This window comes from Streptomyces sp. ATexAB-D23 (genome assembly GCF_000373645.1).
GTDB lineage: Bacteria > Actinomycetota > Actinomycetes > Streptomycetales > Streptomycetaceae > Streptomyces > Streptomyces castrisilvae.
Map to the genome: position 1 here is coordinate 165,288 of NZ_KB892013.1, position 12,544 is coordinate 177,831.

The window sequence follows — 12,544 nt, forward strand, 5'->3', positions numbered from 1 at the left end:
AGGCTCATCGTCACACAACAGCCAGCAGGGGGTGAGCCGGATGCGCCGGCAGAGCACGACCGGGGACGGACAGCGGCGCGCGACGGTCACCGATGTGGCCCGGCGCGCGGGTGTCTCGACGGCCACCGTCTCCCGCGTCCTCAACCGCAACTACCCGGTGGCGGAGGCGACTCGGGAGCGGGTGGAGTCGGCGATGCGCGAGCTCGGCTACGTCGTCAACGCACACGCCCGCGCGCTGGCCGGGGTCTCCAACCGCACCGTAGGCATCATCGTCAACGAGGTCATCGACCCCTTCTACGCCTACATCGCGCGCGGTGTGGAGCGGGAGGCCGCACTCGGGGGACGGCTCTGCCTGGTCTGCTGCACTCAGGGCGACCCGCAGCGCGAGCTGGCCTTCATCGACCTGATGCACGAGCGCAGAGCGGACGCGGTCGTGGTGGTGGGAGGCTCCATCGCGGACCGGGGCTACACCTCGGAACTGGCCCGCCGGGCACGCGAACTGGAAGCCGGCGGCTCGAAACTGGTGCTCTGCGGCCGGCCCCCGCTGGGCGAGGCCGCGCCCACCGCGGCCGTCGAGTACGACAACGAGGGCGGCGCCTTCGCGATCACCGACCATCTGCTGATGCAGGGGCACGAGCGCATCCTCTACCTCGGCGGCCCGCCCAGGCTCTCCACCACCCGCGACCGGCTCGCCGGCCACCGCCGCGCCCTGGAACTGCGGGGCGTCCCCATCGATCCCGAACTGGCCCAGCCGGGCGCCTTCAGCCGCAACTTCGGCTACCGCAGGATGGCCGAACTCCTGCGCGAAGGGCCCGCGTTCACCGCCGTGTTCGCGGCCAACGACATGGTCGCGGCCGGCGCCGCACAGGCCCTGGAGGAGGCCGGCGTGCGAGTCCCCAAGGACATCTCGCTGGTGGGGTACGACGACATCCCGGTCGCCCAGGAGCTGCGCCCCCGGCTGACCACCGTCCACGTCCCGCTGGAGGAGATGGGCCGCCAGGCCGTACGGCTGGCCGTGTCCGGCGGGGACGAGGACGACTGGCGGGAGCCGACCACGGGAGCGCTGCGGCTCGGCACTCACATCGTGGTACGCGATTCCGTGGCACCCCGGTCGGGCCGGCCGGCCCGCGTGTGACCGGTTACTTCCCGCCTGTCCGCAGTTGGCCATAGAAAATCACAGTAACTTCCCGACTCCCCTTGCGACTCGACAGCAACCGCTTACATGCTGACGGGGCACCCCCCACCCGTTCCGCCCGCTTCCGCCCCTCGTTGATTTCTGCAGGGAGAGTTCCGCATGCGTAAGCCCAGCAACCCCCTCGCCCCGGCCACCGCCTCCCCCGCCGCCACCGCTGCCCCCATGGGCCGCCGGGCCGTCCTCGCCGCAGCCGCGGGCGCGGGAGCGGTGGCGGCCCTCGGCATCACCGCGACCACCGCCTCCGCAGCCGCGCCCGCCACCACCGCCGCCTCATCACGGGCCGCGGGCCGCCCGGCCTCCGTGACCGTCACGGCCCGCCCCGCCGCCGAGGCCGAACGGCTGCGGCTGGGACAGGCGTTGCGCGGCTCGGAGTTCCAGCCGACCGGCCTGTACGTGCCCGCCGGCACCCCGCTCTCGCTGACCGTCCGGCCGCACGACGGCCTGGTCCCCACACTCTGGATCGGCGCCTGGGACTATTACGGCGAGATCACCGAGCCCCGCGGCTATCCGCTGGCCCGGGGCGCCAACACGGTGACCGACCCGCACGGCGGACCGGTCTACCTGACCCTCACCGGGCACGGCGAGCGAGCCGACGTGCTGTTCCGGTCCGGCGCGGTCCGCATGCCGGTCTTCACCCTGGGCCGTACCACCGAGGCCGACTACCGGCACCAGCTGGACACGCTGACCGCGTCGCCCTGGGTGGAGCTGCACGCCCCGCACACGATCATGACGCTGACCCGCGAGGGCGCGCTGCTGTACCGCGACGAGGACCATGCCGGCCTGCTCCGGCTGGTGGAGACGATCATCGACTCGCACGCCCGGATCAGCGGCCTGGACGGCTCGAAGCCGGTGCACCGCAGGAAGGCGGGGCCGTACCACTTCACCGAGGTCAGCAAGGTCCCGACCGGGGTCGGCGCCTACGCCACGCACGGCTACAACGGCTTCCCGCGCGCCTACCTGGACCGGGCCACCACGGTCGAGGGCCTGCGCACCCGGGGCTGGGGGCTGTACCACGAGCTCGGCCACCTCCATCAGCAGATGGCGTACAAGCCGGGCGGTCTGACCGAGGTCACGGTGAACATCTACTCGCTGGCCGCGCAGCGCACCCTGAAACAGCCGTCGAACCTGCTGACGGTCGACCCGGAGACCGGTCTGACGGTGTTCCAGACCTCGCGCGCCAAGTTCGGCACGGACGGACTCGCCTACGAGAAGTCCTTCGGCGCGTACGAGAAGCTCGTGCCGCTGCGTCAGCTGGAGCTCGCCTTCGGGGAGGACTTCTGGCCCCGGCTGCACAAGCTGGTGCGCGAGGAGAACCCGCAGTCCGACTACACGCAGGACGCCAAGCGCTACCGCGCGCTGGCCACGTACTCCAGCCGGATCGCGGGCTACGACCTGACCGATTTCTACGTGAACACCTGGGCCTTCCCCATCGACGCCGTGGGCCGCGCCGAACTCGCCGCGCTGAACCTTCCCCACCCGCCCGTCGACCCGAGCACACTCTCCGACTAGGACAGAGAAGGAGGACGAGTCACTGTGCAGCTGAACCGAAGGACCCTTCTCGCCGCGGGCGGCGGCGCCACGGTGTCCGCAGTTGTCACGGCCGGTCCGGCCCGTGCGGCGCAGCCAGGACCGGCGAAGGACGCGACGCGGGAGGCGGGGCAGATCACCGACGAGGACTTCGACGGGCTCCTGAGCCGGGCCGGGACCCTGCTCACCGGAGGCGCTTTCGACCCGGCCGACCCCGACTTCGCGACGGGCCTCGCCGCCCTGGACGACGCGGCGGACGAGCTGTGGCAGACCCTGGACCGGGGGGAGGAACGCACCGCGCTGTGGCCGGACCTCTCCCCCCTCACCGATCCGGGCAACTTCGGCCAGAGCTACACCCGGCTGCGCACCCTCGCCACCGCCTGGGCCACCCCCGGCACCGCGCTCTCCGGCCGGGCGGAAACCGCCGACGCACTTCTCCGGGCGCTGCGGTTCGCCCACGACACCGCCTACCACCCCACGGCCCCGGAGTCCGGCAACTGGTGGTTCTGGGAGATCGGAGCGCCGCGCGCGCTGATGGACTGCTGCGTCCTGCTGCGCGGGCGCCTGGCCGCCGCCGATCTCGCGGACTATCTGGCGGTCGTGGACCGCTTCTGCCCGGACGCCGACCGCAGGACCAACTCCCCCACCCTGTCGGAGACCGGCGCCAACCGCACCGACAAGGCGGTGATCGTCGCGCTGCGCGGGCTGCTGGGCCGGGACGCGGACAAGGTCGCCGCCGCTCGCGACGCGCTCTCCGACGTCCGCGACGCGGGCCGCAACAGCCTGTTCCGCTATACGACTTCGGGCGACGGCTTCTACGAGGACGGTTCGTTCGTCCAGCACGGGGAGGTGGCCTACACCGGTTCGTACGGGACCGTGCTGCTCGGCGGCGCGGCCTGGCTGCTCTCGCTGCTCGCCGGTTCCCCGTGGGCCGTCACCGATCCTGAGGTCTCCGTGATGTACGAGGCCGTGGAGCGCAGCTTCGTCCCGGTGGTCTTCGACGGGCTGATGATGGACGCCGTGCGCGGCCGGGCGGTGTCCCGGGAGCGGGCGGGCGACCACCGGGACGGGGCGGCGGCCGTCGCGGCGATCCTGCTCCTCGCGACCGGCGCCCCGGCCGGCCCGGCGGGCCGATGGCGCTCGCTCGTCAAGGGCTGGCTCACCCGCAACCGCACCACCCCTTTCACCTCGCTCGCCGACCTCCCCCAACTCGCCCTGGCCAAGGCGGTCCTGGCCGACCGGGACATCCACGCGGCGCCGCGCACCACCGGCACCTTCGTCTTCGCCGACATGGACCGCGTCGTCCACCGCCGCCCCGGCTGGGCCTGCGCCCTGTCGCTGTCCTCGAAGCGCATCTCCGCGTACGAGGCGGGCAACGGCGAGAACCTGCACGGCTGGTACACCGGCGACGGCATGACGTATCTGTACGACGGCGACGACCTCGGGCAGTACAACGACGGCTTCTGGCCGACCGTCGATCCGTACCGCCTCCCGGGCACCACGGTCGACACCCGCCCACGCGAGGACCTCGGCACCGGCGCCGGCACCTCCACCTACCGGCCGTCGAACACGGTGGCCGGCGGCGCCGCGCTGGACGGCCGGTACGGCGCGGCGGCTATGGAGCTGATCGGCGCCGAGGGCAGCGGCCTGCGGGCCAGGAAGACGTGGTTCCTCCTCGACAACACGGTCGTCGCGCTCGGCGCCGGCATCACCGCGGGCGACGGCTACCCGGTCGAGACGGTGATCGACAACCGCAGCCTCGGCGCGGCCGGCCGCAACCGCCTGCTCGTCGACGGTGTGCCGCAGCGCGTGGAACAGGGCCGGGCCGGTGCGTTCGGCCGGGCCCGGTGGGCGCACATCGAGGGCGTCGGCGGCTACGTCCTGCCCGGTGGCACGGCCCTGCGCACGCTCCGCGAGGAGCGCACCGGCACCTGGCGGGCCATCGACACGGGCGCGGACACGGGAGGCAGCACCGACCCGGTCACCCGCCGCTATCTCACCCTCTGGCTCGACCACGGGCCGTCGCCCACGGACGCCGGATACGCCTATGTGCTGCTCCCCGGCGCCTCCGCCGCGGCCACCGCGGTGTGGTCGGCGTCCCGCCCGGTGCGGATCGCGGCCAACGATTCCACCGCCCAGGCCGTGGAGGACCGCAGGACCGGGCTGACCGCCGTGCACTTCTGGGGCCCCGGTACGGCGGCGGGCATCACCGCCTCCGGCCCGGCGACGGTCCTCGTGCGGCGGCGGGGCGGCCGGGCGTCCGTCGCGGTCGCCGACCCCGGCCGCACCGAGTCCTCGGTCACGGTCCAGCTGCCCTTCGCCGCACGCGCGATGGCCCAGGCGGACGATACCGTGACGCTCTCCCCGGGCCGCAGGCCCACACTCACCGTCGCCGTCGGCGGCTCCCGGGGCCACACCCACCACGCCGAACTCGTCCAGTGATCCCCCGCCCGGCACCTCCGGTCCAGCTCGTCCGGTAACCCCCGGCCCGCCGAATCCAGCCGGACTCGTCCGCCGACCGCCCCGCTCATCGAATCCAGGAGCAGCACCACCATGTCCGTAGCCCCGCATCTGCACCTGCCGCCCACCGACCGGATCCTGTCCTCCCGCACCGGCTGGACCAGGGCGCACTGGGAGGCGACGGCCGACCGGATGCTGGACGCGCTGACGCCGTACGCGACACCGGGGTTCGCCCAGTACCGGCTGCCCGGCCGGGGCAGTTGGTCCGGTGTGGTCTCCGACGGCCTGGAGGGATTCGCCCGGTCGTTCCTGCTCGCCGCCTGCCGGATCGCGGGCGCGGGCGGGGCGGTCGACCCCGCGCTGACCGAGCGGTACGCCGCCGGTCTCGCGGCCGGCACGGACCCGGCGAGCGGGGAGGCGTGGCCGCGCCTGACGGACTGCTCGCAGCAGATGGTGGAGGCCGCGTCGGTCGCGGTCGCCCTGCACGAGACCCGGCCGTGGATCTGGGACCGGCTCGACGCCCGGGTGCAGGAGCGCGTCGTCGACTGGCTCTCGGGCTTCGTCGGCGGCCGCACCTGGGACAACAACTGGCGCCTGTTCCAGGTGGTCTCGGAACAGTTCCTGGCGTCGGTCGGGGCCCCGTACAGCCGGTCCGACATCGAGAACGGACTCGACAGGATCGAGGACTGGTACGTCGGCGACGGCTGGTACACCGACGGCAGCGGCCGCAACTTCGACTACTACATCGGCTGGGCCATGCACCTGTACCCGCTGCTGTGGGCACGGATCGCGGGCCCCGGCGGCGACGGCGGCCGGTCCGCCGCCTACCGGCAGCGGCTCGGCCGGTTCCTGGAGGACTACCCGCACTTCTTCGGTGCCGACGGCTCCCCCGTCCATCAGGGCCGGTCCCTGTGCTACCGCTTCGCCGCGCTGGCCCCGGTCTGGATGGGTGCGCTCGCGGACTGCACCCCGCTCGCGCCGGGGCTGACCCGTCGCCTCGCCTCCGGGGCGCTGCGCCACTTCGTCGAGCGCGGGGTCCCCGACGAGCGGGGGCTGCTCACGCTCGGCTGGTACGACACCTTCCTCCCGGCCACCCAGCCCTACTCCGGTCCCGCGTCACCGTACTGGGCGAGCAAGGGGTTCCTCGGGCTGCTGCTCCCGGCCGACCACGAGGTGTGGACGGCGCGTGAACTCCCGCTGCCCGTCGAGGAGTCCGACACCTACACCGCACTGCCCGCCCCCGGCTGGCTGCTGCACGGAACCCGCCACGACGGGCTCGTCCGGCTGGTCAACCACGGCAGCGACCACAACCCGCCCGCCCCCGACGCCGAGGGGCCCGACGCCGACCCGGACCGGGGCGTCGGCGAGGACGACCCGCACTACGCGAAGCTGGCGTACTCGACGGCGACCGCCCCCGAGTCCGCCCCGCACGCCCACGCCCGCGACATCGACAACCACCTGGCGCTGCTCGCCCCCGACGGCACCCCTTCCCGGCGCCGCCGCATCCACCCGCTGCGCTGCGAGGACCGCGTCGCCGCCTCCTGGTCGGCGGCCCGGCTGCCGGGCGACGAGCACGCGTACCGGATCGAGACGACCAGTGTGCTGCACGGCCCGTGGGAGATCCGGGTCCACCGGGCCGAAGCCCCCGAGGGCGCGGTCGTCCGGGAGGGCGGTCACGCCGTGGCGCATCCGCGGAGCCCGTACGCCTCTTCGGGGCCCGACTGGGCGCTGGCCCGTACCGCGGAGGGGCTGACCAGTGCGGTGGTCGGGCTGTACGGCTGGGACGGCGGCGCTGACGGGGCCGCGGTGGCGCGCGACGTGGAGTCCAACGCGTACGGTCCCCACTCGGCGGTCCCGTATCTGCGCAGCGCCCCCCGCCCGGCCGGACGGAGCGTCCATGTCACGCTCGTGGTGCTCTCCCGCGACCACGTCCACCCGGAGGCGCTGCGCACGGCCGTACGGGTGCGGGTCGACGGGGACACGGTGTCGCTGGCCTTCCTGGACGGGCGCACGGTCGAGGTGTGAGCGGGAAGGGCGCGGGCGTCAGAGTCCGAAGGCGTTGTCCTCCCTCCGGTGGAGGTGGCAGACCAACTCCTGCGCCAGGGACTTGATGGTGTCGAGCCCGGCCCTTCCCCACGGGCGGGGCACGGTGTCCACCGCGCAGACGGCTCCCAGCGCGATCCCGGTGCGGTCGATCAGCGGCGCCCCCAGGTAGGAGCGGATGCCTATGTCGTCCACGACCGGGTTGCCGGCGAACCTGGGGTAGTCGCAGACGTCCTCCAGGACCAGCGCCTTGCGCCGGACGACCACGTGCGGGCAGTAGCCGTGATCGAGGGCCACATACCGGCCGTTGCGGCCGCTGCCCGCCGCCGTGGCGCCCAGGTCCGAGCCCTTGCGGGTGCCCGCCGGGGTGTGCAGCCCCGCGTAGAACTGGCGGTTTCCGTCGATGAAGTTGACCATCGAGAACGGCACGTCCGTCACTTCGGCCACCCGGTCGGCGAAGGCGTCGAAGTTGTCGAACGAGGCGTCGGCCCGTTCCCCGAGGCCGAGGCTGCGCAGCCGCTGGGTGCGGACGGGCGCCTCGCCGTCCACGGGGGTGAGCAGCAGCCGTCCGGCGGCGTGCGGGATCACGGACGGACCCCCAGGCCGGCGTGGCCGGGGAGCGGCGCGGCCTCGTCGGTGGCGTTGATGAGGTGCTGGACGAGGGTGACGAGCGTGCCGGTGCCGGAGCTGGCGACGCGGGCGTCGCACAGGACGACCGGCACCTGGGGCGCCAGGTCGAGCGCGGCCCGCACCTCGTCGGGGCCGTAGCGGTAGGCGCCGTCGAACTCGTTGACGGCGATGATGAATCCGATGCCGCGCCGTTCGAAGAAGTCGACGGCCGCGAAGCACTCCTCCAGCCTGCGGGTGTCCGCGATCACCACCGCTCCCAGCGCGCCCTGGGAGAGTTCGTCCCACATGAACCAGAAGCGTTCCTGGCCCGGTGTGCCGAACAGGTAGAGCACATGCTGTTCGTCCAGTGTGATGCGGCCGAAGTCCATCGCCACGGTGGTGGAGGTCTTGGACTCGACGCCTTCCAGGCTGTCGGTGGCCGCACTGGCCTGTGTCAGCAGCTCTTCGGTGCTCAGGGGCGCGATTTCGCTGACCGCTCCGACGAACGTCGTCTTGCCGACCCCGAATCCGCCCGCCACCAGGATCTTGAGCGCGACGGGGAAGCCCTCGGGGGCGGCGGGGGCTTCGGCGTACCCGGACGTCGCGGTGGAGTGCGCGTACCCGTTGCCGGACGCGTCGTCCGCGTAGCCGTAGCCGTAACCGGAGTGGTCCGGGTAGCCGTAGCCGTCAGAGCTGTCGTCGTAAGCCATCGAGCACTGCCTCCAGCAGATGTCGGTCGGTGGGGGTGTCATGGAAGGCGGGCGCGTGGGCGGTGACGGCGCCGCAGTCGACCAGGTCCGAGAGGAGCACCTTGGTCACGACGGCGGGCAGCCTCAGGTGTGCGGCGATCTCGGCCACCGATGTGGGTCCCTCGCACAGCCCGAGTGCCACCGAGTGCTCGGGGCCGAGGTGGGTCTGCGGAACGGTCCCGGTGGCCATCACCAGGGACAGCAGGTCGAGCACGGCTGTGGGACGGGTACGGCCGTTGCTCACCGTGTAGGGGCGGATGAGGCGGCCCGCCGCGTCGTCGAGCAGCGGCCCGTCCTGGGTGACCGCCATGCTCACAGCCCCGCGGCGCCCGGCATCCCGGCCGCCTGTCTGGCCGGTGTCGTGAGATAGGGCCGGACGCTCTTGACCAGCATGGCCATCTCGTAGCCGAGCACGGCGGCGTCGGCGTTGCGTCCGGCGAGCACGGCCAGACACGTCCCGGAGCCGGCGGTGGCCACGAACAGGAGCGTCGAGTCGAGCTCCACGACCACCTGGCGGACCTCTCCGTTGTCCCCGAACCTGGCTCCGGCGCTGCGGCCCAGCGAGTACAGGCCGGCCGCCAGCGCCGCCATGTGGTCGGCGCTGTCGGCGTCCATGCCGTGGAGGGATTTCACCAGCCCGTCGGCGGAGAGCAGGACCGCGCTGCTGGTGTACGGCACACGCTGTACCAGGCCGCTCAGCAACCAGTCGAGGTCCGAGACCTGACCGGACGGCATATCGGTCGCCATGGTGCATCTACTCCTTGGTGGGGTTCGCTGCGAGGGGGTCGTGGTCGCCTGGGTAGGCCCCGGCACCATGCGGGTGCGCGGACGCGGGCGCGCCCCGGACGGGGAGCGGCTGGAGCGGTGCCCCGACCTGCGCGGCCGTCGTGGTGCGGGTGGCACCGGCCGGCGTCTCCGGTGCGGGCTCCGGCTCGGCCTCGGACTCGGCGCGGGCCTCGGCGAGGTCGATGCCGCGCCGGAAGGCGGCCACGAGCCCGGGGTCGTGCAGGACGGGCTCGTCATCGGGCCGCGGGGCGGGGGCCTCCCTGAGCTGCGGGACCAGGTGCTCCTGGTTGGCGCGTTTGGGGAGCTGGGGCCGGTCCATGGTGTCGCGGACCGCCGCCGCCCCGGTCGGGGCCCGGTCGGCGGGGGCGGGCGTCGCCGCCCGTTCGGCGCGCAGGGGAAGCGGTGGGGCCTCGTCCTGGCGGCGCGTCTGCTGCGGGGGGCGGTCGAGCCGCAGCTGCCGGCTGGGGACGTACGGCCGGCGCTCCGGCTCGGGGGCGGGCGCCGGGGCCGGGTCGCGGGGCGCGACGGTGTCCTCCTGGGGCGGCGGGCGGTGTACCGGCCCGGGGGCCGGGACCGGCGCGTCGGCGGTGGGACCGGAGAAGTCGTCGTCGGCGCCGAGCAGGGTCTGCGGCAGCACGAGTACGGCCTGGGTGCCGCCGTAGATGTTGCTCTGGAGCCGTACGGCGATGCCGTGCCGCCGAGCCAGCGAGGCCACCACGAACAGCCCGATCCGGCCGTCCTGGAGCAGGCGGGCGACGTTGACCTGGTCGGGGTCGGTGAGCAGGGCGTTCATCCGCTTCTGCTCGTCCTCCGGCATGCCCAGTCCGCGGTCCTCCACCTCCAGGGCGAGCCCGGCGGTGACGTGCTGGGCCCGCAGCAGCACCTGGGTGTGCGGGGCGGAGAACACGGTGGCGTTCTCCACGAGTTCGGCCAGCAGGTGGATGACGTCGGCCACGGCGTGGCCCCGGAGGGTGCCGTAGATCGGGGGCACGAGCTTGACCCGCGGGTAGTGCTCGACCTCGGCGATGGCCGAGCGCAGCACCTCGGTCATGGTGACCGGGTTGCTCCACTGGCGGCGGGAGACGGCGCCGCCGAGCACGGCGAGGTTCTCGGCGTGCCGGCGGATGCGGGTGGCCAGGTGGTCGACGTGGAAGAGGCCCTTGAGCAGGTCCGGGTCCTCGACCTCGTGCTCCAGCTCGTCGAGCAGCTGGATCTCGCGGTGCACGAGCGACTGGAGGCGGCGGGCGAGGTTGACGAAGACCTCGACCTTCTGGTCCTCGCCGCTGTTCTCGGAGAGCTGTGCGGCGTGGACGACGGCGTCCACGGCGGCCTCCTGCTGGCGGCCGAGCTCCTGGGCGAGCAGTTCGAAGGGGTCGCTGCCGGGTACGGGGGGCTGCGGGGAGCGTCTGGCGGGGACGGGCTCGCCGTTGCGCAGCCGCTCCACCACACTTTGCAGCTCCGCCTGGCCCTGGGCGCTGGTCCGGCGCAGCGCGAGGCAGCGGCCGAGGACCGTGGTGGCGGCCCGGTTGGCGGCGAGGAAGGCGGCGAGGATCGAGGCGAGGGCGAGCGCGCCGGCGGAGCCCAGCGCGGTCCAGAGTTCGGTGGACGGCCGGGCGTGGCCCGCGCGGGCGGTGAAGATGACGGCCGCGGCGCCGGCGAGGGCGACGGCGAGGGCCGGCAGCACGGCGGTGCGCAGGAGTTGAGGGCGTATGCGCGCCTCGGGGGACGGCCGGGCGGCGCGCGGTCTGGCCGCGGCCGAGTGGGAACGGGCGCCCGGTCGGCCGTGCCGCCCGCCCTCTCGTCGATCCGGTCGCGCGTCGGGTGCGCGAAGTTGAGACATCAGCGTCCTCGGTACGTGGGGCCCCAGGAATCTGCATTCATGTGGTGGCACCTACGGTGGTCGGTCGTTCTCGGGGTCATCGGCCGGGCAGGCCCGGAGAATATGAGCCCACCGTTGATCACCGGGCACTCACGGTAGTCGTCAGGTGCGCGGGCGTGAGGGGCAGTTGGGGAACTTGCCCGCCATCCGTCCCGCTCTGGTATGAGCACTCGCACGAACGACCGATTCCTCCGGGGCCGATTCCGGGTCAACTGCCCGCGAAGGGGGGTGCCATGACGCGAGCGAGCCCCCTCGACGGCGGTCGAGGGGGCTTGCCTGCCGGGGTACGTACGCGCTACGCCTTGCGGAGCCTGCCGATGATTCCGTCGAGGTCGTGGGTGAACAGGGCGGGACGGACGAAGTGCCCGCCGGGTTCCTCGTGCCACTCGTGAGGGATCCCGGCCTGCCCGAGCAGTCCCCGGAACTCGCGCTGTCCGGCGAGCACCTGGTTCTCGTTGACCTGGTCGAACCAGTTGACCGGGTCGGGGCTGGTGCCGGCGACCAGGAAGACCCGCTTGTTGCGGTAGCTCTCGACGCGCTGGACCGGGTTGTCGGCGCTGACCCGGGCCTCGTCCCACAGCGGCATGCCGTAGACCGAGCCGCCGCCCAGCTCCACCGCGGCCGACGAGACGTTGGCCCAGTGCGTGACCAGACCGGCGTCGCGGCGCAGGCTGGCCGGACCGGAGTGCGCGCTCACGGAGGCGAAGTGCCCGTAGTACTTGGCCGCGTACTTCAGCGCGCCGAACCCGCCCATGGAGAAGCCGGAGACGGCCCGGCCGTCGTATTCGGCGTACGTACGGAAGTTGGCGTCGATCCACGGGAGCAGCTGGGCGATGTGGAAGGTCTCCCAGTTGCGCGGGCCGGTGTTGGAGCTGACCGGGTTGGAGTACCAGCCCGCGTGTCCGCCGTCGGGCATCACCACGATGAGCGGCTTGCCGGCCGTCCAGGCACGGATGCCCATGCGGTCGAAGGTGATGAAGTCCTGGTCGGTGCCGCCGCCGTGGAACAGGTAGAGCACCGGGTAGGTGCGGCCGCTCGTGTGGTAGCCGTCGGGGAGCAGGACGTTGACGCCCGGGTTCCAGCCGATCGCGTCCGTCGCGAAGCGGTAGTACCACATGCGCGGGTCGCTCTCGTTGCGGTCCACGATGCGCAGTCCGAATCCGTCGCCTGCCGCGCTGGCGGGCGAGGCCGACGCGAGCAGGCCGGCGGTCCCGAGGGCCATCGCCGCGGAGAGTCCTCCGGCGGCCCTGATGACGTTCCTGCGGCTGGGGCGGTGATCGCTCACCATGACCTCCT

At 73.2% G+C, this 12,544-nt stretch carries 10 protein-coding genes; 4 read left to right on the forward strand and 6 right to left on the reverse strand.

Annotation, left to right across the window (positions count from 1 at the left end; genetic code table 11):
- Nucleotides 1-40 precede the first annotated feature (40 nt).
- The 4 genes from B082_RS0113855 (at nucleotide 41) to B082_RS0113870 (ending at nucleotide 7,207) form a co-directional block, all read left to right on the forward strand.
- A complete protein-coding gene (locus B082_RS0113855; RefSeq protein ID WP_018552400.1) occupies nucleotides 41-1,135 on the forward strand; it encodes a LacI family DNA-binding transcriptional regulator in 1,095 nt (364 codons plus the stop codon).
- Between the two features lie 159 nt (nucleotides 1,136-1,294).
- Nucleotides 1,295-2,704, forward strand: a complete 1,410-nt coding sequence (locus tag B082_RS0113860) for a M60 family metallopeptidase (protein WP_018552401.1) — start codon at nucleotides 1,295-1,297, stop codon at nucleotides 2,702-2,704.
- Nucleotides 2,705-2,728: 24 nt separating this feature from the next.
- Nucleotides 2,729-5,164 (forward strand): polysaccharide lyase 8 family protein, encoded by a 2,436-nt coding sequence (locus tag B082_RS0113865; protein ID WP_018552402.1) that lies wholly within the window; start codon nucleotides 2,729-2,731, stop codon nucleotides 5,162-5,164.
- A 111-nt stretch (nucleotides 5,165-5,275) separates the two neighbouring features.
- Nucleotides 5,276-7,207, forward strand: coding sequence for a DUF2264 domain-containing protein (locus B082_RS0113870; RefSeq protein WP_018552403.1), 1,932 nt, complete (start codon nucleotides 5,276-5,278; stop codon nucleotides 7,205-7,207).
- Nucleotides 7,208-7,225: 18 nt separating this feature from the next.
- Here B082_RS0113870 and B082_RS0113875 read toward each other — a convergent pair whose 3' ends face one another.
- From B082_RS0113875 to B082_RS0113900, 6 genes are all read right to left on the reverse strand, one after another.
- Entirely contained in the window at nucleotides 7,226-7,813 is a 588-nt protein-coding gene (locus B082_RS0113875; RefSeq protein ID WP_018552404.1) for a GAF domain-containing protein, read from the reverse strand.
- Entirely contained in the window at nucleotides 7,810-8,544 is a 735-nt protein-coding gene (locus tag B082_RS0113880) for a GTP-binding protein (protein WP_018552405.1), read from the reverse strand. The genes B082_RS0113875 and B082_RS0113880 overlap by 4 nt, the downstream gene beginning before the upstream one ends.
- Complete coding sequence (locus tag B082_RS0113885) at nucleotides 8,522-8,893, reverse strand: DUF742 domain-containing protein (protein WP_026249772.1); 372 nt, start codon at nucleotides 8,891-8,893, stop codon at nucleotides 8,522-8,524. The genes B082_RS0113880 and B082_RS0113885 overlap by 23 nt, the downstream gene beginning before the upstream one ends.
- Nucleotides 8,894-8,895: 2 nt before the next feature.
- Entirely contained in the window at nucleotides 8,896-9,330 is a 435-nt protein-coding gene (locus tag B082_RS0113890; RefSeq protein ID WP_018552407.1) for a roadblock/LC7 domain-containing protein, read from the reverse strand.
- Nucleotides 9,331-9,337: 7 nt separating this feature from the next.
- Entirely contained in the window at nucleotides 9,338-11,209 is a 1,872-nt protein-coding gene (locus B082_RS0113895; protein WP_199783797.1) for an ATP-binding protein, read from the reverse strand.
- Between the two features lie 334 nt (nucleotides 11,210-11,543).
- Nucleotides 11,544-12,536, reverse strand: a complete 993-nt coding sequence (locus tag B082_RS0113900; RefSeq protein ID WP_018552409.1) for an alpha/beta hydrolase — start codon at nucleotides 12,534-12,536, stop codon at nucleotides 11,544-11,546.
- Nucleotides 12,537-12,544: the final 8 nt, after the last annotated feature.

What these genes read in the sequence shown, in the direction of transcription:
- B082_RS0113885 (WP_026249772.1), bottom strand. Translation starts at nt 8,893, where the DNA reads ATGGCGGTCACCCAGGACGGGCCGCTGCTCGACGACGCGGCGGGCCGC.
- B082_RS0113900 (WP_018552409.1), bottom strand. Translation starts at nt 12,536, where the DNA reads ATGGTGAGCGATCACCGCCCCAGCCGCAGGAACGTCATCAGGGCCGCC.
- B082_RS0113895 (WP_199783797.1), bottom strand. Translation starts at nt 11,209, where the DNA reads ATGTCTCAACTTCGCGCACCCGACGCGCGACCGGATCGACGAGAGGGC.
- B082_RS0113890 (WP_018552407.1), bottom strand. Translation starts at nt 9,330, where the DNA reads ATGGCGACCGATATGCCGTCCGGTCAGGTCTCGGACCTCGACTGGTTG.
- B082_RS0113855 (WP_018552400.1), top strand. Translation starts at nt 41, where the DNA reads ATGCGCCGGCAGAGCACGACCGGGGACGGACAGCGGCGCGCGACGGTC.
- B082_RS0113860 (WP_018552401.1), top strand. Translation starts at nt 1,295, where the DNA reads ATGCGTAAGCCCAGCAACCCCCTCGCCCCGGCCACCGCCTCCCCCGCC.
- B082_RS0113870 (WP_018552403.1), top strand. Translation starts at nt 5,276, where the DNA reads ATGTCCGTAGCCCCGCATCTGCACCTGCCGCCCACCGACCGGATCCTG.
- B082_RS0113880 (WP_018552405.1), bottom strand. Translation starts at nt 8,544, where the DNA reads ATGGCTTACGACGACAGCTCTGACGGCTACGGCTACCCGGACCACTCC.